The sequence below is a fragment of the Paenibacillus sp. J31R30 genome (assembly GCF_059692115.1).
On the sequence record NZ_JCAUAV010000002.1, the window covers coordinates 423656 to 448605 of the forward strand.

Here is a 24950-nt window from a genome sequence, read left to right on the forward strand (position 1 = left end):
TCGTTATTTGACCCCAACTAACTCTTTCTTTTCAATAAGTTCTGCTTGTTTCTCTACCTTCTTAATCTCCTGACGCTTCACCAGATCACGGTTTTCGAAAGCGGGCTCTAAACTCAGTTCCACTTCGATAGCCGTGATTTGTTCCACGATATGTTCCACGACGTTTTCTTCAACCGCATCGCTATGTATAACATCATCCGCAGAAACAGTTTCGGCTATTTTGAACTTACTAATCTCAGCAAATAACTGTCTAGACAGCTCAAGAATATCATCTGATTCTTCGGCAATACGTCGAATCGACGCGTCCTGCTGGATGCTGGTCGAGTTGACTTCTTCAACGCCAGCAGCAGTTTCCTGCGCAATAGCGGCGACAAACTGAATGGATTCGACGAGGTGATCGTTTTTCGATTGGGCTTGCTCGATTTTCTGGTGAATCTGCACAATCTGCTCCCGGATGACTAACGTCGACTTCTCAATTCTACTGAAGGAGCCGAAGGTTTCCTCCACGTGGCTGCTCTGCGTCAGCGCAGATTCACGCGCAGCGCTCAGCGAGTGCTGCAGCTCTTGAATCTGCCCCTGCAGTGTCCCAATGATGCCACTGATCGTCTTCGACGATCCGTTCGTTTGCAGGGACAGCTCGCGTACTTCGTCCGCGATCACAGAGAAGCCGCGGCCGTGCACGCCGGCTCTGGCCGCTTCGATCGCGGCATTCAACGCTAGGACATTCGTCTGCGTTGAAATTTCCGTGATCGAGCGCACGATGGCGCCGATCTGCTTCGAGCTGGCGCTGAGCGTCTGCATCGCCTCGTCTACTACCTGCAGCAGGAGCTGCGACTCTGCGGTCGATGCTTTCAGCGCCTGCACGGACGCAGTACCTTGCTGCGTGCCGACAGCAGCCTCGTCGCTGCTGCGTTTCATTTCATTCGTATACGCACTAATGTCGCGGATCTCATCTTCCAATTCAGAAATGAGAATCGAGCTGCTCTCTGTTTTCATCGCTTGCTCATCAGCACCTGTTGAAATTTCATGTATCGCTTTAAGGATATCTGTATTGGCTGAAGCCGTCAGCTGCGAGAAGCGATGAAATTCATGGGAGTGAGCGGATAAAGATGAAGCAATGCCCTTCGTTGCGCCAAGCATGAGACGAACCTGCAAAATCATTTGGTCAAAGCTGTTGCTTAACTGACCTAATTCATCTTTTGCAGAGGAGTTAATGGTATGCGTTAAATCACCACTTGCAATACGAGCGACTGCCTTTTGCAGAATCGAGATTGGACGTGTGAACGACGTGATAATGAGAAAGGCAATGACCAAGGTTAGAAAGAAGACGAGAGCTGATGCAACTAACATGATCGTGCGGCTTTCATCGAGAGCTTTGGAGGAACTGGCAATAGCCAGTGCTGCGCCATCCGCATAAGTGATATAAAACTTATCAACTAATTCAAAGATCTTATCTTTCAGCTCTTGCGATTCACTATATAAATACAACAAATTGATCTGGAGATCGGTTGGCTTCATAGTTGTATCCTGAACCATTTTGGCCGCAGAATCGAAATTATTAATGTAATCAACAGAAGCTTGGATTAATAGGCTACGCCATTTTTGTTGATCCGGGGTGCTCGCTGTATCACCAATCTTTTGAATAAGATCGTTGTAGGGCTTTCGTTTCGTATTGTACTTTTCGATAAATTGGGGTTTCTTCGAAATCTCGAGTCCAGAAGCAATGATGTTCATTTCTTGCACCATATTTTTAAGCTCAAGTGCCATAACTTTCAGATCAACTTTATCATTCTGATCGGTCATATGCTGTTTTATCTGCGTCACCTGATGAAGATTGAACAGGGCAACGGCCAAAAAGATGAGCAATACGCCGCTGAAGCTTGCAATCAATTTAGCACGCATAGAAAAGTTGGACCATGACATAATACGCATATGTATTCCTCCTATATATATACAAGCTTAGACATTTTTCCGTCTAACTTCTTATTAATATAGGCGAATACTATTAACTAGAGCGTCGAACTATGTAAACGATTCGTAAATTGAAAGTTTTACATTACGTTTACGTTTCGATGGTTTGGATTTAACATTCGCTTGTTACCATATGGAAGTAAGGTCGTTCGACACACACAAGAAGATGGGGATCGAACAAAACCAAATCCAAGCAACATACATTCAAAGGAGGACATGTTAACAATGTTTAACTTCATGTCGAAAAAAGGAATTACATTTACATTATCCGCGGTACTAATGATGGGGTCTTTGGTTGGTTGCGGCGCGAAAACAGATACAAAAGGTGCAGCTTCCGCAACACCAGCAGCAACTGTAGCAGCATCTGCAAAACCTTCAGAAACACCTAAAACAGAGCTAAGCGGTACGGTAACTGCTTCCGGATCCAGCGCACTTCTTCCATTGGTTAAACAAGCAGCAACTGAGTTCATGGAAAAGAACCCTAAAGTTACAGTTAACGTAACAGCTGGTGGTTCAGGTACAGGGATTAAAAACGTAGCAGACGGAACTTCAGACATCGGTAACTCCGACGTAGAACCTGCTGCTGAATATAAAGATAAAGGTCTTGTTGATCACCAAGTAGCTATCGCGCCTTTCGCTTTCATCGTAAACAAAGATGTGAAAGTAGACTCCGTAACGAAACAACAAGCAGCTGATATCTACATGGGTAAAATCACGAACTGGAAAGAAGTTGGCGGCAATGACGCGAAAATCGTTCTTGTTCACCGTCCAGATAGCTCAGGTTCCCGTACACTAGTTAAACAAATTATTTTGGATAACAAAGAATTCACGAAAGACGGTATTACACAAGAAAACAGTGGTGCAATGAAAACAGCGGTTGTTGGTCAATCCGGTTCCATTGGTTATGTAGATACACCGTATATCGATGATACTGTAAAAGCATTGAAACTTGACGGCGTAGCTTTCACTGAAGATAACATCAAAAACGGCACTTACAAATTGTTTGGTGTTGAGCATATGTATACAAAAGGTGAAGCAAAAGATCCAGCTAAAGCATTCATCGCTTATATCACAAGCAAAGAATTCCAAGCAAAACAAGTTCGTGAATTGAAATTCTTACCAGCTGATTTGTTAAAAAAATAATAAATTTATAGTTAGAACATACTAAGAGTGCTCGCAATTTGACGAGCATTCTTTTTTATTTTCGATAAACATTTTACATTCCCTTAACAATTCATTTACGATCCAAAAACATTCGCATCCTATAATAATAGTAAGTCTTGTGTATTGAAGAGAAAGGGGAATCACGCAGTGAATTCCATAGTAGATCAACTAACCAGCTCTAAAGCGGACGAGAAGAATCGTCCAGTCATTACCAAATGGACCCAAGGACAGCATAGACAAGATAAAATAATGAGGTGGTTGTTTGTAGGGAGTGCTGCTTTAGTTTCTGCGATCATTTTCTCTATCATTATCTTCGTTGGTATGCAAGGTGTTAAAACTTTTCAAGATGTAAGTCCCATTGAATTTTTCTTCTCTACCGATTGGACACCAGGTTCAAAAAAATTCGGAGCGTTTCCTTTTCTATACAGCACGTTGTTAATGACCCTTGTTGCTGTTATCATTTCCGTTCCACTGGCCTTGTCAGGTGCTTTATTTATGGCCAAAATCGCACCGAAATGGATGCGCGAGATCATGCGCCCTGCGACGGATTTATTCGTCGGGATTCCTTCGGTCGTATACGGACTTATCGGGATGACCGTCATTGTCCCTGCACTAGGTAAAATAACAGGCGGAATCGGCTATGGTATCTTGCCAGCTGCTATCATCCTAGCCATTATGATTCTACCAACGATTCTCTCTATTTCTGAAGATGCGATTCGTTCACTTCCCGGCCGTTTGGAAGAAGCCTCTCTTGCTTTAGGAGCAACGCGTTGGCAAACGATGTGGCGCGTACTACTGCCAGCTGCTAGACCTGGTATTCTGACAGCTATCATCCTTGGGATGGGCCGCGCGATTGGCGAAACGATGGCGGTATTCATGGTCATCGGAAACTCACCTCAAATGCCTAAATCGCTTCTCGACTCTACCACAGTATTAACAACAGCGATCGTGAAAGATATGGGGAATACGAATTACGGATCAACTTGGAACAATGCGCTCTATTTGATGGCGCTGCTTCTACTTGTCATCTCCTTATCTCTCATTCTTATTATTCGAATTGTAGCCAAGAGGAGTGAACTTAAATGACAAGTAAAACAACGGACCGTATTGCAACCATCTATTTCTGGTCATCAGGTATTATCATTATCGGGATTCTCGCATGGTTTCTCGTTCGAATACTAGGTGATGGCATTCCACACCTATCCTGGCATTTTATCTTCGGTAAGCCAGAAGAGATCAAAGCCGGCGGAGGAGTAGGGCCACAGCTTTTCAACTCTTTCTATGTATTGTTCCTATCGCTCGTAATCTCGATTCCTATCGGCTTATTTTCAGGCATATACTTAGCTATTTATGCGCAAAAAAACTGGTTCACCGATCTCGTCAGAATTTCTGTTGAGGCACTTTCTTCTGTTCCGTCTATCGTTTTTGGTCTTTTTGGTTTTCTTCTTTTTGCTAATTTGTTAGGGCTCAAATTTTCTATCATTGGTGGCGCGGCCACCGTTGCACTTCTGAATTTACCCGTCATGGTTCGTGTAACAGAGGAAGCTATTCGTACTGTACCTGATTCCTATTGGGAAGCTAGTTTGGCACTCGGCTCAACGAAATGGCAGGCTATCCGTAAAGTATTAATACCTGCAGCGTTACCAAACCTGATTACTGGAATCACATTAATTGCCGGTCGTGCACTTGGCGAATCAGCGATTCTCATCTACACAGCCGGGTTGTCGGTTTCACGCTTTTTTCCAGATTTCAATCCGCTCAAAATGGGAGAGACGCTCTCTGTTCATCTCTGGTACATCGGTGCAGAATCACTTGTCCCAGATGCGAAAGAAATCGCTAAAGGCAGTGCTGCTCTATTGCTAATTGTTGTCCTAATCTTCAATCTGCTGGTTTCGATACCAAGTCGAATCTTACAAAAAAGACTTTCCGGGGGGAAATAACACATGGCTATTGCGACGAAGTATAAGATTAAAGCAGAGAAATTGAATTTATTTTATGGTGATAATCAGGCGCTTCACGACGTAGATTTAAGTATTGAAACTGGCACCATTGCAGCGTTGATTGGTCCTTCCGGTTGTGGGAAATCTACCTTCCTTCGTACCTTAAACCGCATGAACGATCTTATTGACAGCGTGCGTATCACAGGGAATGTAGCTGTGGACGGACACAATATTTATGGATCTGATTCCGATGTCGTCTCGCTCCGTAAGCGTGTAGGCATGGTCTTTCAACGTCCAAATCCATTTCCAATGAGCATCTATGATAATATCGCCTATGGCCCGCGGATTCATGGTATCAAGAAGAAAGCAGTGTTAGATGAAATCGTAGAACGCAGTCTCGTACAAGCTGCACTTTGGGATGAAGTCAAGGATCGACTGAACAAGTCTGCAATGGGATTATCTGGTGGACAGCAGCAACGTTTATGTATTGCTCGACTTCTGGCGGTTGAGCCTGATGTTCTGTTGATGGATGAGCCAACATCGGCCTTGGACCCTATTTCAACATTGAAAGTTGAAGAACTAACACAAACCTTAAAAGAGAAGTATACGATCATTATCGTGACGCACAACATGCAACAAGCAGCTAGAATATCAGATATGACCTCTTTCTTCCTTAACGGTTATTTAGTTGAAACAGATCAAACCGATAAAATCTTCACGAATCCGAATGATCAACGAACAGAAGATTACATTACGGGACGATTCGGCTAAAACACACAAAGGGAGAGATTTACATGGATGCAAGACCGGGGTTTCATCAATCGTTGGCTCTATTACAAAAAGAATTACAGCAAATGGGTGAAAGTGTTGAGAAATTAATTCATAAATCTGTGGAGTCGCTCGCAAAACTGGATGAAAAGGGAGCACAGCAAGTTATCCAGACGGATGATCTCATCGATGATTATTTAATGACGATTGATGAATTGTGCTTACGATTAATCGCGTTGCAACAGCCGATGGCGAGTGATCTGCGGATCATTGGAACGGCGCTTAAAATTGCCACGGACTTGGAACGTATTGCGGATCACGCTGTTGATATTGCCAAGATTACGATTCGATTCGCGGGTGAAGAGCTTGTGAAGCCGCTTGAAATCATTCCGCAAATGGCTGAAATCGCGATTGAGATGCTGCATGAGAGCCTACTATCCTATACAGAACGCGATGTACATAGGGCGGCATCTCTTGCAGAGAAGGATGATCGTGTAGACAAACTCTACAGCACCGTTATGCAGGAATTGATGGGGATGATGGGGACAGATTATAATCGTAATCGTCAACTGACTCATCTATTGTTTGTGGCGCACTTTCTAGAGCGGGTGGCGGATCATACGACGAATATCGGCGAAGGCGTTATTTATATGGTCACAGGGAAGCGTAAAGATTTGAACGTGTAGATCAATATTACATGGAAGACAAAAAAGGGCCACCTCCTAAGTAATACCTAGGAGGCGGCCCTTTTGTTACTGTGGGGGAAGCGGAAAACGAATCAAGAAGGTTGTCCCACTCGAGCTAGAACTTACTTCAATGGCAGCATGATGCCTAGAGGCAATACTGTAACAGATGGCTAAGCCTAGTCCGGTTCCTTCATCCTTCGTGGTGAAGAAAGGTCGACCTAGCTTCTCCAAATTCTCCGTCTTGATGCCGCTGCCCTGATCTGCAATTAAGAGAACGACATGTTCGATTTCTTGATAGGTTTCAATCGTCAATGTTCCGCCAATATTCATGGCTTCAAGTCCATTCATACACATGTTAAGAATAAGCTGACGCATTTCTTTATCATCAAGAAGTATCTCTGGACAGGAGCCGAATTGTCCGTGGACATGCTTGCCTGACATCACAGCTTCCGCTTGGATCAGAGGAAGCAAGCTTTCAATAATACGGTTAATACTCTCAGGCTGTTGGTGAGATTGCTTGTTTTTGGCGAGAGAGAGGTATTCGGTAATGATATCGTTCGCTCTGTCTAATTCCTCTAACATGATGGGAATATACTCTTTTTGCATATGACGATCATTCTCTTGAAATAATTGTAGGAAACCACGAATCGTCGTCATAGGATTGCGAATCTCATGGGCAATACCAGCGGCCATTTCCCCGACTAGATTCAATTGGGCTAAGCGGGCCATTTCGGATTCAAATCTTAGGCTCTCGGTAATATCAACGGCTACTTGAAGCAAGCAGTTTTCACCTTCAATATCGATGAATTCCGTGGAGAGGAGGGCGGTTCGAAATTCGCCTGTTTTCGTTTCATAGCGAACCTTCTCATTACGAACAATGTCTCCGTTATTCGTAATATTACTAGCATTCTTCATCAGGTCCATCGAATGGCCTATAACTTCGTCTCCATAACCAGTATGCTGCTTCCAGCTTTCATTGACATCGATATAGGCAAGATCGGGCAGGCGCCTTATGGCCATCAGGGAAGGGGAGAGGATGAACATTTTTTTGAAATGCTCTTGCGAGTTCATTAACTTCTCATGCGCATCAACCAGCTCTGAAGTTCGTTCCTCTACCCACTTCTCAAGAAGTACGTTTTGCTCGATTAATTTCTCCTCAGCTTCTGCGAGCTTGCGGTTCGTTTCTTCTAGAGCTAAGGTGCGTTTATGTAGAAGCTCACTCTGAGCCTTCAGCTTCTGATGGTTCAGGTGCATATTCACGAAGCCATCAACTTTCATGCGAAGCATTTTGGGATGGACAGGTTTAAATAAATAATCAATAGATCCCACATGATAGCCTCGTAACACATGTTCAATGGAGGTACTGAGGGCAGTTAAGAAAATGATGGGGATATCCTGACAAGCTTTCCGTTGTTTAATGAGTTCTACGGTTTCAAAGCCGCTAAGCCCTGGCATCTGCACATCCATCAAAATAACCGCGATATGATCGGCAGGTTCTTTTAATAAATATCGAAGTGCTTCCTCCCCTGATTGCAAAGAAATAACGTCATAGGAAGAAGAGGCCAGAATGCTATTCAGAGCCAGCAAGTTTTCATAGCGATCATCTACCGCCAAGATTTTTACTTGATGTTCCATCTCTTGTCCTTTCTGCACGAGATCTGCTGTACGCACCTAACAATCCTTAACACACCTTTTCGAGGAAAAAGTGTAATTCCCTCTTTTTTTTTGGAAGTCTTTACATTCATTTTACATTAGGTTAATCAAGCCTACCATTTAGTTTGATAGACTGGGTATACATGCAGAAATAGATGAGGATGATGGACATGAATGCTCAGGCAGACGTTGCAGTACTGTTCCACAAGCTGATCGAGGAACAGCGTATTACTTCCGTTTATCAACCTATTGTTTCGTTACGGGATGGTCAAGTAATGGGATATGAAGCCTTAACGCGCGGACCCGTAGATACTCCGTTTCATTCCCCGTTAGGATTGTTTCAATATGCGGAACAACAGGGCGAGCTGTATCGTCTAGAACAGTTGGCACGTGAGAAGGCCATCCAGGGCTCCATTTTGGAGCATCAGGAGCAGCTGCTCTTTATCAATATTTCATCACACGTATTAGAAGACCCAGGATTTGTACCAGGCAAAACACTGGATATCCTAGAGAAATATGGGCTTAGCCCTAGTAATGTGGTATTTGAAATTACTGAAAGAAGCTCAATCGAGGACTTCTCTCTTGCTAAGAAGATTCTTGCCCATTACCGGACGCAAGGCTACCGAATTGCGATCGATGACGCGGGAGCAGGCTATTCCTCTCTCCAAGCGATTGCCGAGCTGCAGCCGGATTTTATTAAAATTGATCGTTCTCTCATTGAGAACATTCATCAGAATAAAGTGAAAGCGTATATTCTCGAAACCTTCGTCACGTTTGCACATAAAATGAATATCTCTTTGATTGCAGAAGGTATTGAGCAAGTAGAGGAGCTGGCCAAATTAACTCAAATGGGTGTGCATTTTGCCCAAGGCTATCTGCTCGGAAGGCCTTCTACATCACCAGCGCGGGTGCAGGACACGCATAAAATGATGATTTGGCAGTATCGCAATGTACAAGGAGGAAATATGACTTGGCATATCGGCGGACTAAAAACACCTGTAGGCGTGTTTCATACCAAAGTAGTGATTTCAGAGATTGCGGATTATTTTAAGAAGAATCAAGAAGCTGTCGGAGTTGTCATCGTTCATGAGGAGAAACCAGTAGGACTGGTGATGAGAGATCGCTTGTTTCAACATTTGGCGGGACAATATGCTTACTCCTTGTACTGGAATCGGACGATTGATAGTTTGATGGATGCTTCACCACTGATTGTTGACGAGCAGGTGGCTGTTGAACAAGTGTCGCTGCTGGCAACATCACGTGCCATCCACCATCTATACGATCTTGTCATTATCACGAGTAATGGAAAAATGGCGGGAACTGCGTCCATACGAACAATTCTTGAAAGTATTACAAGTGTTCGCATGGAATCCGCACGTGTGGCTAATCCGCTGACAGGTCTTCCAGGGAATTTGCAAATAAATCGGGAATTAAACAAGCGAATTAGTGCGAAGGAACCCTTTCATGTCATCTATGCAGATTTGGATTATTTCAAATGGTTCAATGATCGATTTGGCTTTCAAAAAGGGGACCAACTCATCCAGTACACTGCGGATGTGATGCAGCAATCCATCGCATTTTATGGAACACCGCACGATTTTGTAGGGCATGTGGGGGGAGACGATTTTATCGCGATCTCTACGACCTTATCGCCGAAGCTGCTTTGTCAGGAAATCATTAATCGCTTTGAAGCAGGTGTAAGGCTGTTCTATGACGGAGAAGAATTGGAGCATGTGGTGGATCGGAGCGGTATGCCTGTGAAGAGCGAGGGGGTCACATTGTCGTTGTCGTTAGTCATGTGCAGTTGTGAGTCCCCCATTGCGCTTGAGCACATTTCGCAAACGGCTGCCCAGCTGAAGAAGCAAGCGAAGGCGCATCAAGGCAGCATATATTTTTTTCAAGCGCTAGGCTAGTGTAATATCCTACATACATAACGATGGATTAAACAACAATCAGAAGGTATAAATCAATTGTTTGAAGGAACGAACAATGATAACCTTCTGTTTCCCTATTCGCCTCTCCGAAATTTTTTTGATATTCGCTGGATGTATCCAGACTGCGTCCATCCCTGCTGTGGCTGCGCCTACCACATCATTACGCCACGAATTTCCGACCATCACACTTTGGTTAGAAGCCGTATTCATCGATCTGAGAGCTTGCTCAAAAATCGCCGGATGCGGTTTCCGCGGACCATCATTCTCCGTAGTAAACAACCGCTCCTGATCAAACCACGAGGTCAACTTCATTTTCTCCAAATTGCGCTGTAGACGTTTCCGATTCCCATTACTAATAATAGCAAGTTTATATTGGCGAGACAGCGCTTCTAATGTATCTTCTACCCCTGGAAACAAAGCAACGAAATTATCCTCCCGCTCTTCAACTTGATTGAAAAAAGTTCGGGTAAAAGCCGTATTTACTTGCATTGGGAACGGATGAAGTGCTTTGATTAAACAAATGTGCCGCAGCTCGTCAGGCGAGATGGGGCTTCGGATAGGTGTTTTACGATGGCGGCTCCACTCGGACTTATAGCTATGCAGTGCCTCTTGCGCGGTCAGTTTCGTATCCTCTGTTTCCCACCTTGCCGTGAAATCCTGCATGACTTCTAGAAATGCGGAATCGAAGCATTGTCTACGATCTAGGATCGTATTATTCATATCAAAAAATATAACCTTTTTACGTGTGGGTGAGAAAAAAGGACTCATACGGAGAACCTCCTTCTGAAGACCGAACCATCCTAACTTACTCTCCTTACATGTTTATGTAGCGAACCGTTTTTTTATTTTAATTTCGTATGCTATGATGAAGGAAGTATGTCTAAAATTGGGGTGGAACTTATGGATAAGCTTATTATTATTGATGGGAACTCAATTGCGTTTCGTGCCTTCTATGCGTTGCCGCTGCTTAGCAATTCAAGCGGATTACACACCAATGCGGTATATGGCTTTACGACGATGCTGCTGAAATTAATTGAAGAAGAGAAACCAACTCATTTTCTTGTTGCCTTCGATGCGGGGAAAATTACGTTCCGACATAAAGAATATACCGAATACAAAGGCGGTCGTGAGAAAACACCGTCAGAGCTCTCTGAACAATTTCCTCTGATCAAGGAACTGCTGAAAGCGTTCAAAATCCCGCAATTTGAGCTCTCAGGCTATGAAGCCGACGATATTATCGGGACACTGACGAAAGCGGCCGATGCCAGAGGGGAGAAGGTTCTTCTCGTATCTGGAGACAAAGATATGCTGCAGCTTGCTTCTGAGCAGGTAACGGTCGCGATTACCCGCAAGGGGATCAGTGAAATGGATCGATTTGACCCAGAAGCGATCAAAGAAAAATACGGCCTGACGCCGAATCAAATTATTGATTTGAAGGGTCTCATGGGCGATACTTCTGATAATATTCCGGGGATTCCCGGCGTAGGTGAGAAGACGGCGCTTAAAATGCTGCACGAATTCGGTACAGTTGAAGAAGTGCTAGCCAATACGGCGAGCTTGAAGGGCAAGATGAAAGAGAAAGTGGAAGAGCATGCGAAGAGCGCCATCATGAGTAAGGAATTGGCGACGATCTTCCGTGAGGTTCCAATGGAAACCGCTTGGGATTCGTTCCGATATGAGGGCTTTGATGGACAAGCATTGTCCAGTATGTTCCGCAAGCTCGAGTTCAAATCGCTGCTGGAGAAGCTGGATTTCGGCACGGTTATCGAGGAGGCCGAAGATCTCGTCGTTGAGAGTCTGGAAGCTGTTGCAATAACAGAAGCCAATATTGGAACGTTGATTGATAAATTGGATGATCAAGCCACAATCCATGTGGAAGCTGTAGGCGAGAATCCACATCAAGCCGTCATGGTAGGCATTGTGTGGTTTATCGATGATGGTGCCAACACATCGTATTACGTGCCGTTTGCCCTACTGCAAAGCGAAGCAGGTAAGCCGCTGCGCGATTGGCTCAGCGATGCTTCCAAGAAGAAGCAGCTCTTCGACCTGCACCGTGCGCAGCTGGCGCTGGCTTGGCAGGGCATCCACCTTGCAGGGGTGGATTTTGATGTGCTGTTGGCCGCTTATCTCCTCGATCCGACGGAGTCGAATCTCAGCTTGAGCGGCCTGTCGGTGAAATATGGTCTGCCTAACGTGAAGGCAGACGAAGATGTGTTCGGCAAAGGCGCGAAGTTTCGCCTGCCGGAACTCGCTGCGCTTAGCGACCACTTGGGTCGCAAAGCGATGGCGATGGCGCGCATGGTACCCGTGCTGCGCGATGAATTAGAGAAGGGCGAGATGCATCGCCTCTTCTACGAGCTTGAACTGCCCCTCTCCGCCGTTCTCGCGGAGATGGAGATGCGCGGCATCGCGGTGGATGCCGAAGGGCTTAAAACGCTCGGCGTGGAGCTTGGTAAGCAGCTGGATACGATCATGTCCAGCATCTACAAGCTAGCCGGCGTCGAGTTCAACATCAACTCACCGAAGCAGCTGGGTGAGATTCTGTTCGAGAAGCTGGGGCTGCCAGCTTCGAAGAAGACCAAGACCGGCTACTCGACGGATGCCGAGGTGCTGGAGCGTCTTGCCCCCTACAACGAAGTTGTGGGGCAGATCCTGCACTACCGCTCGCTAGCGAAGCTGCAGTCGACGTACGTCGAGGGGCTGCTCAAAGAGGTGCGGCCTGAGACCGGTAAGGTGCATACCTATTACCGGCAGACCATTGCCGCGACGGGACGTCTCAGCAGCCAGTTCCCGAACCTCCAGAACATTCCGATTCGTCTGGAGGAAGGCCGTAAAATCCGCAAGGTCTTCGTTCCATCCGAACCTGGATGGTACATTCTTGCTGCGGATTACTCGCAGATCGAGCTGCGCGTGCTAGCGCACATCTCGCAGGATGAGAAGCTGAAGGAAGCGTTCCTTCAGAATATGGACATTCACACGAAGACCGCGATGGACGTCTTCGGTGTGGAAGAAAGCGCCGTTGACAGCAATATGCGCCGTCAAGCGAAAGCCGTTAACTTTGGTATCGTATATGGCATCAGCGAATATGGCTTGTCTCAGAACTTAGACATTTCCCGTAAAGAAGCAGGGCAGTTCATTGAACAGTACTTTGCCGTCTTCCAAGGGGTTCGCCGGTATATGGATGAAATTGTGAAAGATGCGGGCAGGGATGGCTACGTTACAACCTTGCTGCAGCGTCGACGGTTATTGCCTGAAATTACACATTCGAACTTTAATATACGTTCGTTCGCAGAACGCACAGCGATGAATACGCCGATTCAAGGGACGGCTGCGGATATCATTAAGCTCGCCATGGTTCAAATGGCGGACAGACTGGTTAAAGAAGGGCTGAAGAGCCGTATGCTGCTTCAAGTACACGATGAGCTTGTATTCGAAGTGCCAGCCGATGAGCTGGAAACGATGCGTCTGCTCGTACCTGAAGTTATGGCCGCTGCGCTGAAGCTGGACGTTCCTTTACGGGCAGACGTCGATTTCGGACTGACTTGGTATGATGCGAAGTAAGTTTAGTGTGAACTGAACAACTAGAAGGAGGTGAACACCTTGCCTGAGCTCCCCGAGGTTGAAACCGTCAAACGAACGTTAAATGAATTAATTACTGGGAAAACAATCGCCCATGTTCAGGTTAGGCTGCCTCGTATTATTCAAAAGCCTGACGATATTCAGCAATTCGAAACGCTGCTCCAAGGTCAAACGATAGAGACGATTGAGCGAAGAGGTAAGTTTCTTCGCTTCGTGCTCACGGACTATGTGATGGTTTCCCATCTACGCATGGAAGGCCGATATGGCTTATATGCTGGCGATGATCCGCTTGAGCCGCACACGCATGTGTTGTTTCGCTTTACGGATGAGAGTGAGCTAAGATACAAGGATGTGCGGCAGTTCGGAACGATGCACCTGTTCCCGAAGGGCGAGGAGCTTACGCAGCCTCCGCTGGTAAAGCTCGGTATTGAACCGTTGGATGAGGCGTTCACCTTCGAAGCTTTTCAAGGAGCGATTGCTCATCGGGGGACGAAGATCAAACCGCTGCTGCTCAATCAAGCATATATCGTCGGCATCGGGAATATTTATGTAGACGAGTCCCTCTTCTTAGCGGGCATTCACCCCGAACGGGAAGCTTCCTCTTTGAGCAAGAAGGAGCTCCGTTTACTGCATGAGTCGATCATTCGTACCCTGCAAGATTCAGTTGATGTAGGCGGTTCATCGATTAAATCGTATGTCAATGGACAAGGCGAAATCGGCCTTTTCCAGCACCAATTGAACATTTATGGCCGGGAATCTCAGCCTTGTAAAAAGTGTGGCAATGTGATCGTAAAGACCGTTGTGGGGGGCAGAGGGACACACACTTGTCTCTCTTGTCAACCTTTGAAGCCCAAGCGTTTGCGAAAGAAGTCTGAGAAATAGGCACGTGAAGCATACCCTCTCCATATGATATGGAGTACTTAGCCTAGATAAACAGCTCGCAGAGCTCGTTATATCGGTAAAACGCTTAGGAGGGTTTGTATGCTTCCTGTCATTTCTCTGCTCATTTTGGCATTTGCGGTTTCTTTGGACGGTTTCGGTGTTGGTGTAATGTATGGGTTACGCAAAATCCGAATACCTCTCGTCTCAATTGGGATTATATCGCTATGGTCTGGTATCATTATTTTCACTTCGATGCAGATCGGCGTTCTTATGTCTTCCTTCATGTCCCCCTCGTTTGCGAAAAGAATTGGCGCCTTGATCTTAATCGGTATTGGTGTTTGGGCACTGATCCAAATGAGACAGGGGCAGAAAAACCAAGCGCAGCAAGAGCAAACAGCTGCTTCGCTTGAGCAAGCGGTTGTCAGCAGTATGCCTTACTCTGATATTCGCAACTCTGGTTACGTAGAGCCTGTAACTTTCGACACCCTACAGCGAACGAAAGAGATTCTCAATATTGAACTAAAGCGCTTTGGTCTTGTGATTCAAATATTACGAACGCCATCCATTGCGGATGTTGACAAGTCAGGAAATATTTCAGCCTCTGAGGCTACTTTGCTAGGATTAGCTCTGTCATTAGATGCATTCGGAGCGGGAATTGGTGCCGCACTCATCGGCTTCGTGCCGTTATTAACGGCATCTGTCATTTCTATTTCTAGCGGATCCTTACTCGCCGTTGGCTTGCGGATTGGCTTTCGCTATGCCGAGATGAACTGGATGAAGAAGCTGTCGATCCTTCCAGGATGTGTACTTATTATCATGGGACTTTTGAAAATGCTATAGTCCATCAACAATGGACGTTAGGAGAGAAGAGCTTATGAATATCGGCTTAACAGGAGGCATTGCCTGTGGAAAAAGCACGGTTAGCCTCATGCTCGTTAGCCGTGGCGCCCTTTTAATCGATGCCGATCAGATCGCTCGTGATGTTGTCGAGCCTGGCAGCCCTGTTCTTGAACAGGTTGCCGCACATTTTGGACAAGCTGTCATCGGAGCAGATGGATCTTTGCAACGCAAGAAACTAGGTGAAATCATCTTCGGATCCTCTGAAGCGAGAAAGCAGCTAGAGGGTTTGCTTCATCCCCCTATTCGCGCAAGGATGCGCGAACAAATGGCAGCGTATGAACAGGAATATCCGGGCAAGCTGGTTGTGGTTGATGTTCCTTTACTCATAGAATCAAATTTGGTCTCCATGTTCCAAGAGATTATGGTGGTGTATATTCCGCGGCACCTGCAATTGGAACGACTAATAAAGCGTGATGGCTTGTCAGCAGAGACAGCACAGCTTCGGCTTGATGCACAAATGTCGATCGAAGAGAAACGAAAGCTAGCGGATATTATCATTGACAACAGCGGTACTTGGGAAGAAACCAACATGAGGGTAGAGCGGTTCTGGGTAGGGAAGGGATTAGCATGACGTTCTTTCGGAAAAAGCGCATGTTTGCTCTTCTGCTCATTGGATTTGTTATGATCCTCTTCATGAATAGCACTATTATCGGAAGAAAGCTATACCCGATCTACTTTCAGCAGGAAATTCGACAGAGCGCGGCGAAACACAATATAGATCCGTTTCTGATTGCTGCCATTATCCGGGTGGAAACGAACTATCAATATCATTTAGAATCGAGAAAAGGGGCATTAGGGCTCATGCAGCTTATGCCTGATACCGCAGATTGGATTGTGGAATCCTCGAATTTAGGGCCTCATACGCAAGATGATTTGCTTCGTGTAGATATCAACATTTTTTTAGGGTCATGGTATTTGAATTGGTTGATCAAGCATTATAATGGGAATCTAGTCTACGCGATAGCAGCGTATAATGCAGGTCAAGGTAATGTGAACAAATGGAAAAATAATGGTGTTTGGGACGGTTCCGAAGCGAATATTCGTGATATTCCATTCGGTGAAACGCGCCATTATGTACAACGGGTCCTTTATTACTATGAAAAGTACACGAAGCTTTACACAGATCAATGGAGCAAGGAAGCCTAGTTGAGGCGACCTACAAAAACAAAGAAGCATTGGACTAGCTCCCGGGGGAGCGAAGAGTCCAATACTTCCTGTTTGGCAGAATCACGAGCTTGGTTGGTTCAAGATTACTTGAATTGACCTGCTAGAGATTGTTCTGCGATTTGCACCAGGCGACGAGTAATGCTACCACCAATAGAGCCAGTGTCACGAGAAGTCATGTTGCCATAGTAGCCATCTTGTGGGATAGCGATACCTAGCTCCTGAGCTACCTCGTACTTCAACTGATCCAAGGCTGCATTAGCTTGTGGAACGACTAAAGTATTGCTTGAGCTCATGTCTGTTCACCTCCTTGTCGGTTGGTAAATCTATTGTGTGCAGAACACCAAACTTCAAGACATGTAACATCTGGTAAAGATATTTCCAAGAGAGAAAGGAGAGGAAAGCGAATGAAATGTCCGTTCTGTGACCATTCCGGTACGAAAGTGCTTGATTCCAGGTCTGCCAATGAGAATAAATCCATTCGTCGGCGACGTGAATGCGAGAAATGCGCTAGAAGATTCACGACCTTTGAAATGGTAGAAGAAACACCACTAATTGTGATTAAAAAAGATGGAAGTCGGGAAGAATTTAGTCGAGAGAAAATTTTACGGGGCTTAATTCGCGCATGTGAAAAGAGACCTGTTTCTATGGAGCGGCTAGAGATGCTTGTCTCCGAAGTTGAAATGCAGCTGCGTACGACGGCTCATGCCGAAGTCGACAGCCTTGGCATTGGTGAAATTGTGATGGAGCAATTGTACCCTGTCGATGAAGTGGCTTACATTCGCTTCGCCTCTGTATATAGGCAGTTCAAAGACATCAACATGTTTTTGAAGGAGTTAACGCAAATATTGGGAAAGCATGACGCCGGCCTACTCCGGGATAAATAAGTAGCACCCATGCAAAAGCCGCTTCGCCTGTGAGGAATCTCATGAGGCAAAGCGGCTTTCTATGTTTGTCTTTTCTGCTAATTCGTATGAATTGTTGTAGTGACAACCAGATTGTTCGTTGTTGAGGTGGAGGAAGAGATGGCTGTGAACGATAACGTTTCTAGATTGACAGTAACCCCAATGGTGAGCGCATTGTTAATCACTAAACTTGCCGTCGTTAAAGTCGTCAAGTAGCCTAGTAGTAGAGCACCATTTACAAATACATGGTAGTACCCGTTACTCGCTGGAACCGTAAGGCTATTGACTGGCAGGTTAGCCCCTGTGTCGTCTCGAAAGCTAGATGAAGGAATCGTTGTCGTCCCTGCGAGAATGTTTCCTAATACCACATTAGCCGTGAAGCGTTTAACAAGCGGGGCAATCGTCGTTGTCGTCGTTGTTGTAATGCTTCCTGTAACCACACTAGTTGCCGTTAAATGCAGGGTAATTAAGTGTTTGCTCATGGTTGTCCTCCTTTCAGGCGTGATTTTTTGCCATTCTAGTATTCGCTATATCTTATGCTAGAAACAGCTTGTTTGCTTGGGGATTCAGATGTTGACACAAATTGATTTGTTTTTTTTCGAAATGTGACAAAAAATAAATAAAAGACAGCGGAAATCCCGCTGTCTTTTGCTGCTTCATGACGGAGAAGTCAATAAATACGCCACCTCTTGAACATTTGAAAAAATATTATTCTCATGACATCAACCGACTGTATTTTTGAAAGCGATAAGGCATAATTCGTTTATTGAGTGCGTTTATCCAATTCACTTCGAAGAAACTGAATAAACCGGATGGCTTCCTCAGGTGTTAATACGTTGTTATCAAATGTAAAGGAGAACATGTCCAAAAGTTCGCTCTCAGGGAGATGCAAATTATCAATTAATTGCTTCACGTCTAAACTCATATTTCCATCAATAACCATTTTATTCACGAATGTGATTCCTCCTTAGTCATTCTGCAATTATCGGATGGAGGCGGTAGCTGGCTGACATATTGGTGAATCGTTGTAATGCCAATTTAGTCCCTCTAGCTTTGCGTCGCCACTTTTCAGTGGTTTTGCCCTTATCATACCGATAACGTTTATATGAAAACTATATCATAGGTTAGGTTTGACTTGCTATTAATTACATTAATTCGAAGGATGGTTGAAGCATATGTCCGTCAATAACCTAAAATCCAGTAAAAATATTCACGAATTGGATATTGTTAAGGTTGCGGAGGCGCTTGGTATTGATCAAGCTCGCTTACTCGCTTATGTCTACTCTCGACCAGAAGCCATTCACGCTTATGTGGAAACTGAACCGGTATCCCCTTCGGATCCTACCTAACCGTAAATAAAAAGCACCGCAACTTAGAAGTTGCAGTGCCTTAGTGAATAGATTTACACCATTATTTTACAAATATCATTCGTGAATTCAACTGGATCCTGCAGCGGCAGGCCTTCGATAAGGAGGGCCTGATTGTACAAGAGCGCTGTGTACAGGTTCAATTTCTCTTTATCTTTCTCGAAAGCATCCTTCAAGGAAGCGAAAACATCATGATTGATGTTGATCTCCAAAACTTTCTCGGCTTTGACGTTCGGATTGTTCGGCATAGCATTCAAGATTTTTTCCATCTCGATAGTGACATCGCCATCTGTGGATAAGCATACTGGATGCTTTCTCAGACGCTTGGAAGCTTTGACGCTCGTCACTTTACCAGCCAATAAACCGTTCATGTAGTCGAACAGATCTTGGTTTTCCTTTTTGTCAGACTCGGAATTGGCTTGGTTATCCTCTACATCAATACCTAGATCCCCGCTCGAAACTGATCTAAATTCCTTCTCTTTGTAGGACATAATCATTTTGATTGCGAACTCATCGATATCGTCTGTGAAGTACAGAATCTCGTAGCCTTTATCTGTAACAAGCTCTGTTTGTGGAAGCTTATCAATTCTTTCCATCGACTCACCGGAAGCATAGTAAATGTACTTCTGGTCTTCTGACATTCTCGATACGTACTCGTCCAATGTGACGAGCTTTTTCTCCTTGGAGGAGGAGAACATCAATAGATCCTGCAGAAGCTCTTTATGCGTGCCGTAGTCGCTGTAAACGCCGAATTTAAGCTGTCTGCCGAAGGACTTGTAGAATTGCTCGTATTTCTCTCGCTCGTCCTTAAGGAGGCTTTGCAGCGATCCTTTAATTTTGCTGGAAATGTTCTTCGCAATTAATTTGAGCTGACGATCGTGCTGCAGCATCTCGCGGGAGATGTTCAGCGATAAGCTTTCGGAATCAACCATCCCTTTAACAAAGCTGAAATAGTCAGGAAGCAAATCCGCACATTTGTTCATAATGAGAACGCCGTTCGCGTAAAGTTCCAAGCCTTTTTCATACTCTTTGGAGTAATAGTCATATGGCATGTTTTCAGGGATAAAGAGGATCGCTTGGTACACCACCGCGCCATCTGCACTCACATGAATATGCTTCAGCGGCTTGTCGAAGCCGTAATGCTTCTCGTGGTAGAACTTCTCGTAATCCTCAGGCGTGAGTTCGCTTTTGTTTTTGCGCCAAATCGGCACCATGCTGTTCACGTGCTGCTCTTCTTGATAATCCTCGAATTCGCTCTCGCTGCCTTCTTTCAGACGCTTGCCTGTGATGTCCATTTTAATCGGGTAACGGATGAAATCGGAATATTTCTTAATGATGGCTTTCAGGCGATACTCGTCCAAGTATTCGTCGTAGTTATCATCTTCGGTATTCTTTTTGATGGATAGTACAATTTCCGTACCAACGGAATCCTTCTCTGCTGGGGCAATCGTGTACCCGTCAGCGCCATCGGACTCCCATTTATAAGCTGTATCGCTGCCTAGGGCTTTACTTGTTACTGCGATGTGGTCAGCGACCATGAATGCGGAATAGAAGCCTACGCCGAACTGACCGATGATGTTGTGGCCGTCTTTGGCTTCGTTCTCTTTCTTGAAAGCAAGAGATCCGCTCTTCGCGATAATCCCCAAGTTGTTCTCAAGATCTTCTTTAGTCATCCCGATACCCGTATCGCGGATCGTTAAGATGCGATTTTCTTTATCGGCTGTAATTTTGATGAAGTAGCTATCTTTGTCAAAAACGAGCGAGTCGTCTGTTAGCGCTTTGTAGTAAATTTTGTCAATCGCATCGCTGGAGTTGGAGATAAGCTCTCTTAGAAAGATCTCACGCTGTGTGTAAATCGAGTTGATCATCATTTCCAAAAGACGCTTGGATTCGGCTTGAAACTGTTTCTTTTCCACGGATAGATCTCCTTTCGATATGTAGCTGGTTTATAAAAAATTAGCACTCGCACGCTGTGAGTGCTATACACTAACTTTATAACATCCCTGAAATTTAATGTCAATTAGCAAGGAGAGAATTTATCTGTAGTTACGGGGCGTTATACGATGTGATGGGGGGTGAAGTCAGGAAATGTGGGTGAGGAGATTGATGAGCGTTATGGAGTAGAAGGGGGAGTGGGGGGAGATATGATGTGCGGTTACGGAGTAGAGGAGGAGTGAGGAGTTATGATGTGCGGTTTTGGAGTAGCAGGAGGAGTGGGGAGTTACTTAGAGTAGATAGCACTGTCAAAAATGCAAAAATGCAGTTTTGGAGGGGGTTCTCCCTCCTGGATTGGAAATTGATGCAAAAAGGCATCAATTTGGAGTGATTTTAGAGAAATATCCTGATATTCGATAAAAAGGATGCCTATTTGCACGCATTTACTGATTTGGAGTCTAAAAGCGGAGAAAAGGATGCTTATTTGCATTTTTCAGAGAGGTAGTTACTCACCCAGTAACCTTACTAGCTTTAATGTGTTGTGATGGGCAGCGCGAGGGAGTGTGGGAGAGTGGAGAAGGTGGCGTGGAGTAGCTAGATAGCACCTTCAAAAATGCAAAAATGCAGTTTTGGAAGGGTGTCTCCCTCATGGATTGGAAATTGATGCAAAAAGGCATCAATTTGGAGTAATTTTAGAGAGATATCCTCATATTCGATAAAAAGGATGCCTATTTGCACGCATTTACTGATTTTGAGCTTAAATGAGGAGAAAAGGATGCTTATTTGCATTTTTCAGAGAGAAATCAGCCCACCACCTACTACTTATCACCACTACCCATCTATCTATTTCCGCCCCCTCATCACCATAGTCACTGGCTAGCTACTCACAAGCCAACTACTAGCAACCCGCTCAGCGCCAATTTACTTCCACCACGGCTACTCACTAACTCCCCATCCAGCACCAACTCAGCACACCCAGCAATACCAAGCACCCGCCCATCACCACCGAGCACCGACTGAGCACCCACTCAGGACCCACCGAGCACCCACCCAGTACCAACTCAGCACCCAACGAGCAGCAACTCACCTTGGACTTACGCCATCCACTAACAACCCACTCAGCACCCACCCAGCACCAACTCACCTTCCCCGCACGCATTCGCCATCCCACTCACCACATGCGAATATGATCCCTTTTGACAAGCTCATAACGAAGAATATGTTTGCCTTCAGCTCCGGTGTGCGGGACAAACCAGCCTTTGTCGCAGAGTGATTGAAGCACTCGAACGGCTGAGCGGTAGTTGATATCAAGATGTGTTCTAACATCAATTGGGCGGAGAGGCTGAGCGAGCGTGTAAGCTAGTCGAACAATCTCCCTTTCCATCACATTGCTCAGACTGACAGGTGAAATGGTCACCTCAAATCGACTAATTAACATACGAAGCAGCGTGATACATAGCTCAGGACGGTGCGCCACATCGTCATATGAAAAGGAAATCACCTGATAACCCATCGCAGCCAAGAAGGTTTCTCGGTTCAGCTCATTGCAGTATTTTTGCCTGTCCATATCACGCACGTGAGGACCGAAGCCTTTGATCTCGATGACCAACTTCACGGACCACGTAATCCAGACGAAATCGCAGAAATACGACAATCCCCGCCAGTCCAACACCTCGAACTCCGGATGTAACTCATCGAAATTCCCTCTGAGCACCCACCAGACATTACGGCAAAAAACCATTTCTGCTTCCCGATGCCCGCGCTCCAAGCGGCCTCTGCGTTCTCCTATTCTATTTATTAAATGATGTTGAATCCATAAAGCATGACCTTCCTCGAAATTCATGTGCTTTTCTCCTCCTTAAAAATGCAAAAAACGCCCCTGTTCCATTCATAAAAAATGGACAGGGACGTTCTTCGTCTCTTGCAAATAAGCATAACTGAAATCCCTGCATATAACTAGGGAACATTTTCGACATTTCTCAGCCTTTTATGATAGAATGTGACATATTGGAGGGATGTCACATGGATATTAGACGAATATTAGGTCTTCCTGAGCTGTTGGATGTCAAAAAAGTCGTATGCGTTCAACCTCACCCTGATGATAACGAAGTGGGGGCAGCTGGGACGTTATACGAACTTGCACAGCGCGGTTGTGAAATCGTTTACATTACGGTAACCGATGGTAGAGGCAGTGGTTCAACTGGCGAAGTAGAGCCAGAAGCGATCTCAGCGATTCGCCGTGCAGAGCGATTGGCTGCTGGCGACATTTTAGGCGTGACCAAGCAAATTGCACTTGATTATCCAGACATGGGGAGCTACACCGAAGAAGAACTGCTTGCTAAGCTTATTCCGATCATCCGCGAAGAGAAGCCGGACTTGCTGATGACGGTAGATCCTTGGATGCCGTATGAGGCTCATCCGGATCATATCAAAACAGGCAAAGCTGTAGCATCAGCCATGCTCTTTTCTTCGAATGAGATCCTTTTCCCAGGCTCAAAGCCGCATGAAGTGCCGCAAATTGCATTCTATGCAACTTCGCATCCGAATACCTTCATTGATGTTTCGGCACATTGGGAAACGAAAATCGCGTCCATCTTGGCCCATAAGAGTCAATTTGACAACGTTAATTGGCCATTGGTTAAGGGTTATTTTGACTATCAAGCCGTACAATTGTACAGCAAGTTGAAGCAGGATCCGGAAGCCAAAGGTTATGCGGAAGCTTTTAAATTACTTACCTCTCATCAGCTACATTTCTTCCCATCCGCACTATACAGCTAGCAGCTACCTATGACTAAGGAGGCAAGTCCAATGATTTCACTATCCAAAAAACTCGCTTACAGCTCGAATCAAATTGGACTTAGCGTCTTGTGGCAAGCCTTTAGTGCCATTGCTGTTTTCTATTATGTTACGGTTTTGAATGTCTCTGGAACTTCGATCTCCATCGGGATGATTATTTACGGTTTCCTGAATGCCATTTTCAATTTGGTTGCAGGCTATGTGAGTGACCGGACGAAAACGCGCTTCGGCAGACGCATTCCGTATATCCTGTTCGGAAGCTTGCCGTTTGGTGTGCTTTTCTTTTTCTTGTTTAATCCGCCCGCGGGCAGCACGACTATGTTGTTAATCTACTTTTTCACATTAACGTTCTTCTTTGATTTGATCTATTCGTTCATTGGACTTAACACAGGTGCGTTATTTCCAGAAATGTATCAGACCAAGAAGGATCGCTACCAAGTGTCTGCCTTCCAGCAAATGTTCAGCATCATCGGGATGATCATTGGGATAGCGCTTGCGAAATCCTTAGGACTTTCCTTGGGTTGGGGTCTCATGGCAGGGATATTTTCGATTATTGCAGTCATTTCCTTATATGTCTCCCTATATGGTTCCTTTGAGAACCCGGCTGCTAGCAAGTCAGAGCCCCTTCATTTTAAAGAAGCAACGGTTCAGACGTTTAAAAATAAGCTATTTAATTCCTACGTCGTAGCGAATTTATTGATTCAATTAACGACGACGATGTTCGTTTCGTTAACCGCTTTTTATACGAAATACGTCGTCGTGTTAAATGGTACGGAGAACTCCCTGTTCCTAGGCGCCGTGTTTATCGTGGCCATTCCGATGTCCTTCATCTGGGCGAAAAGCGGCGTGCGTTTATCGACGGTTCGGGTAGCGATGATTTCATCGGCATTGTATGCGATCATCTCGCTTGGCTTCCTTTTTGCCGATTCGACCGTAACGGTTATTATTATTGGTGCTCTACTGGGTATTCCAGTTTCAGGCTTCATGCTTTCCCTGCACGTTCTACTTTCCGATGTTGTTGATTTCGATGCACTGCAAACAGGTCGTCGTCGTGAAGGAATGTACTATGGAGTGAACGGCTTTATCATCCGAATCGGTATGTCCATTCAATATGGCATTATGGGAATTTTCTTTGCAACGAGCGGATTTGATGCGGATAAGGAAGTTCAGGTTACAAGCGCCATCCACGGTTTCCGTTTTCTGATTGGTGGCTTGCCTGTTCTAATTTTGGTGATCGCCTACATTTGTCTGAAAAAATATCAATCCTCCGAGAAGAAGCTTAGAGGCGCAAACAGTTAGGAGGAGA

The 24950-nt window shown here is 45.3% G+C and carries 24 protein-coding genes and 1 riboswitch; of the genes, 15 read left to right on the forward strand and 9 right to left on the reverse strand.

Annotated elements, in window-relative coordinates; all coding sequences use genetic code 11:
- Nucleotides 1-3: 3 nt before the first annotated feature.
- Complete coding sequence (locus tag AC58QO_RS07805) at nt 4-1932, reverse strand: methyl-accepting chemotaxis protein (RefSeq protein ID WP_497264736.1); 1929 nt, start codon at nt 1930-1932, stop codon at nt 4-6.
- A 264-nt stretch (nt 1933-2196) separates the two neighbouring features.
- Here AC58QO_RS07805 and AC58QO_RS07810 point away from each other — a divergent pair, with 264 nt between their 5' ends.
- The 5 genes from AC58QO_RS07810 (at nt 2197) to phoU (ending at nt 6529) form a co-directional block, all read left to right on the forward strand.
- Nucleotides 2197-3114 (forward strand): phosphate ABC transporter substrate-binding protein, encoded by a 918-nt coding sequence (locus AC58QO_RS07810; protein ID WP_497264737.1) that lies wholly within the window; start codon nt 2197-2199, stop codon nt 3112-3114.
- Nucleotides 3115-3282: 168 nt separating this feature from the next.
- Nucleotides 3283-4221, forward strand: coding sequence for a phosphate ABC transporter permease subunit PstC (gene pstC, locus AC58QO_RS07815; protein WP_497264738.1), 939 nt, complete (start codon nt 3283-3285; stop codon nt 4219-4221).
- On the forward strand, nt 4218-5075 hold the full coding sequence (gene pstA / locus AC58QO_RS07820) for a phosphate ABC transporter permease PstA (RefSeq protein ID WP_436237784.1): 858 nt from the start codon (nt 4218-4220) through the stop codon (nt 5073-5075). The genes pstC and pstA overlap by 4 nt, the downstream gene beginning before the upstream one ends.
- Before the next feature lie 3 nt (nt 5076-5078).
- Nucleotides 5079-5846, forward strand: coding sequence for a phosphate ABC transporter ATP-binding protein PstB (pstB, locus tag AC58QO_RS07825; protein ID WP_497264739.1), 768 nt, complete (start codon nt 5079-5081; stop codon nt 5844-5846).
- A gap of 23 nt (nt 5847-5869) precedes the next feature.
- Nucleotides 5870-6529 carry a phosphate signaling complex protein PhoU gene (gene phoU / locus AC58QO_RS07830; protein WP_497264740.1) on the forward strand — a complete coding sequence of 220 codons (660 nt, stop codon included), beginning with the start codon at nt 5870-5872 and terminating at the stop codon, nt 6527-6529.
- Between the two features lie 66 nt (nt 6530-6595).
- On the opposite strand, the gene AC58QO_RS07835 is transcribed toward phoU, so the two are convergent.
- The gene (locus tag AC58QO_RS07835) at nt 6596-8200 is read right to left on the reverse strand and encodes a response regulator (RefSeq protein ID WP_497264741.1); all 1605 of its coding nucleotides are present in this window, start codon (nt 8198-8200) and stop codon (nt 6596-6598) included.
- A gap of 152 nt (nt 8201-8352) precedes the next feature.
- Here AC58QO_RS07835 and AC58QO_RS07840 point away from each other — a divergent pair, with 152 nt between their 5' ends.
- The gene (locus AC58QO_RS07840) at nt 8353-10095 is read left to right on the forward strand and encodes a GGDEF domain-containing protein (protein WP_497264742.1); all 1743 of its coding nucleotides are present in this window, start codon (nt 8353-8355) and stop codon (nt 10093-10095) included.
- Between the two features lie 39 nt (nt 10096-10134).
- Here the strand turns inward: AC58QO_RS07840 and AC58QO_RS07845 are convergent, their stop codons facing one another.
- Nucleotides 10135-10884, reverse strand: a complete 750-nt coding sequence (locus AC58QO_RS07845) for an HAD family hydrolase (protein WP_497264743.1) — start codon at nt 10882-10884, stop codon at nt 10135-10137.
- Between the two features lie 132 nt (nt 10885-11016).
- On the opposite strand from AC58QO_RS07845, the gene polA reads away from it, so the two are divergent.
- The 5 genes from polA to AC58QO_RS07870 all read left to right on the forward strand — a co-directional run bounded on the left by polA (nt 11017) and on the right by AC58QO_RS07870 (nt 16623).
- Complete coding sequence (gene polA, locus AC58QO_RS07850) at nt 11017-13677, forward strand: DNA polymerase I (RefSeq protein WP_497264744.1); 2661 nt, start codon at nt 11017-11019, stop codon at nt 13675-13677.
- A 39-nt stretch (nt 13678-13716) separates the two neighbouring features.
- Nucleotides 13717-14577: a DNA-formamidopyrimidine glycosylase gene (mutM, locus tag AC58QO_RS07855; RefSeq protein WP_497264745.1), complete on the forward strand. Its 861-nt coding sequence runs from the start codon at nt 13717-13719 to the stop codon at nt 14575-14577.
- Between the two features lie 99 nt (nt 14578-14676).
- Entirely contained in the window at nt 14677-15417 is a 741-nt protein-coding gene (locus AC58QO_RS07860; protein WP_497264746.1) for an MntP/YtaF family protein, read from the forward strand.
- Nucleotides 15418-15451: 34 nt separating this feature from the next.
- Nucleotides 15452-16048 carry a dephospho-CoA kinase gene (coaE, locus tag AC58QO_RS07865; RefSeq protein WP_497264747.1) on the forward strand — a complete coding sequence of 199 codons (597 nt, stop codon included), beginning with the start codon at nt 15452-15454 and terminating at the stop codon, nt 16046-16048.
- Nucleotides 16045-16623, forward strand: a complete 579-nt coding sequence (locus AC58QO_RS07870; protein WP_497264748.1) for a lytic transglycosylase domain-containing protein — start codon at nt 16045-16047, stop codon at nt 16621-16623. Before coaE ends, AC58QO_RS07870 begins: the two co-directional genes overlap by 4 nt.
- 104 nt (nt 16624-16727) lie before the next feature.
- Here the strand turns inward: AC58QO_RS07870 and AC58QO_RS07875 are convergent, their stop codons facing one another.
- Nucleotides 16728-16937 carry an alpha/beta-type small acid-soluble spore protein gene (locus AC58QO_RS07875; RefSeq protein WP_065855582.1) on the reverse strand — a complete coding sequence of 70 codons (210 nt, stop codon included), beginning with the start codon at nt 16935-16937 and terminating at the stop codon, nt 16728-16730.
- A 111-nt stretch (nt 16938-17048) separates the two neighbouring features.
- Here AC58QO_RS07875 and nrdR point away from each other — a divergent pair, with 111 nt between their 5' ends.
- Nucleotides 17049-17528, forward strand: a complete 480-nt coding sequence (gene nrdR, locus AC58QO_RS07880) for a transcriptional regulator NrdR (RefSeq protein ID WP_497264749.1) — start codon at nt 17049-17051, stop codon at nt 17526-17528.
- 77 nt (nt 17529-17605) lie between these two features.
- On the opposite strand, the gene AC58QO_RS07885 is transcribed toward nrdR, so the two are convergent.
- Nucleotides 17606-18028: a DUF4183 domain-containing protein gene (locus AC58QO_RS07885; RefSeq protein WP_497264750.1), complete on the reverse strand. Its 423-nt coding sequence runs from the start codon at nt 18026-18028 to the stop codon at nt 17606-17608.
- A 281-nt stretch (nt 18029-18309) separates the two neighbouring features.
- A complete protein-coding gene (locus tag AC58QO_RS07890; RefSeq protein WP_497264751.1) occupies nt 18310-18498 on the reverse strand; it encodes a hypothetical protein in 189 nt (62 codons plus the stop codon).
- Between the two features lie 42 nt (nt 18499-18540).
- Nucleotides 18541-18638: riboswitch (cyclic di-GMP riboswitch) on the reverse strand.
- A gap of 83 nt (nt 18639-18721) precedes the next feature.
- Here AC58QO_RS07890 and AC58QO_RS07895 point away from each other — a divergent pair.
- Nucleotides 18722-18895 (forward strand): hypothetical protein, encoded by a 174-nt coding sequence (locus AC58QO_RS07895; RefSeq protein WP_497264752.1) that lies wholly within the window; start codon nt 18722-18724, stop codon nt 18893-18895.
- Nucleotides 18896-18948: 53 nt separating this feature from the next.
- Here the strand turns inward: AC58QO_RS07895 and htpG are convergent, their stop codons facing one another.
- From htpG to AC58QO_RS07910, 3 genes are all read right to left on the reverse strand, one after another.
- Entirely contained in the window at nt 18949-20829 is a 1881-nt protein-coding gene (gene htpG, locus AC58QO_RS07900; RefSeq protein WP_497264753.1) for a molecular chaperone HtpG, read from the reverse strand.
- Between the two features lie 903 nt (nt 20830-21732).
- Nucleotides 21733-21876 (reverse strand): hypothetical protein, encoded by a 144-nt coding sequence (locus AC58QO_RS07905; protein ID WP_497264754.1) that lies wholly within the window; start codon nt 21874-21876, stop codon nt 21733-21735.
- 143 nt (nt 21877-22019) lie between these two features.
- On the reverse strand, nt 22020-22691 hold the full coding sequence (locus AC58QO_RS07910) for a DUF559 domain-containing protein (protein WP_497264755.1): 672 nt from the start codon (nt 22689-22691) through the stop codon (nt 22020-22022).
- A gap of 179 nt (nt 22692-22870) precedes the next feature.
- Between AC58QO_RS07910 and AC58QO_RS07915 the strand changes: the two genes are divergently transcribed.
- Together AC58QO_RS07915 and AC58QO_RS07920 are read left to right on the forward strand one after the other, a co-directional pair.
- On the forward strand, nt 22871-23626 hold the full coding sequence (locus AC58QO_RS07915) for a PIG-L deacetylase family protein (RefSeq protein ID WP_497264756.1): 756 nt from the start codon (nt 22871-22873) through the stop codon (nt 23624-23626).
- A gap of 30 nt (nt 23627-23656) precedes the next feature.
- On the forward strand, nt 23657-24943 hold the full coding sequence (locus AC58QO_RS07920; protein WP_497264757.1) for an MFS transporter: 1287 nt from the start codon (nt 23657-23659) through the stop codon (nt 24941-24943).
- Nucleotides 24944-24950 lie beyond the last annotated feature (7 nt).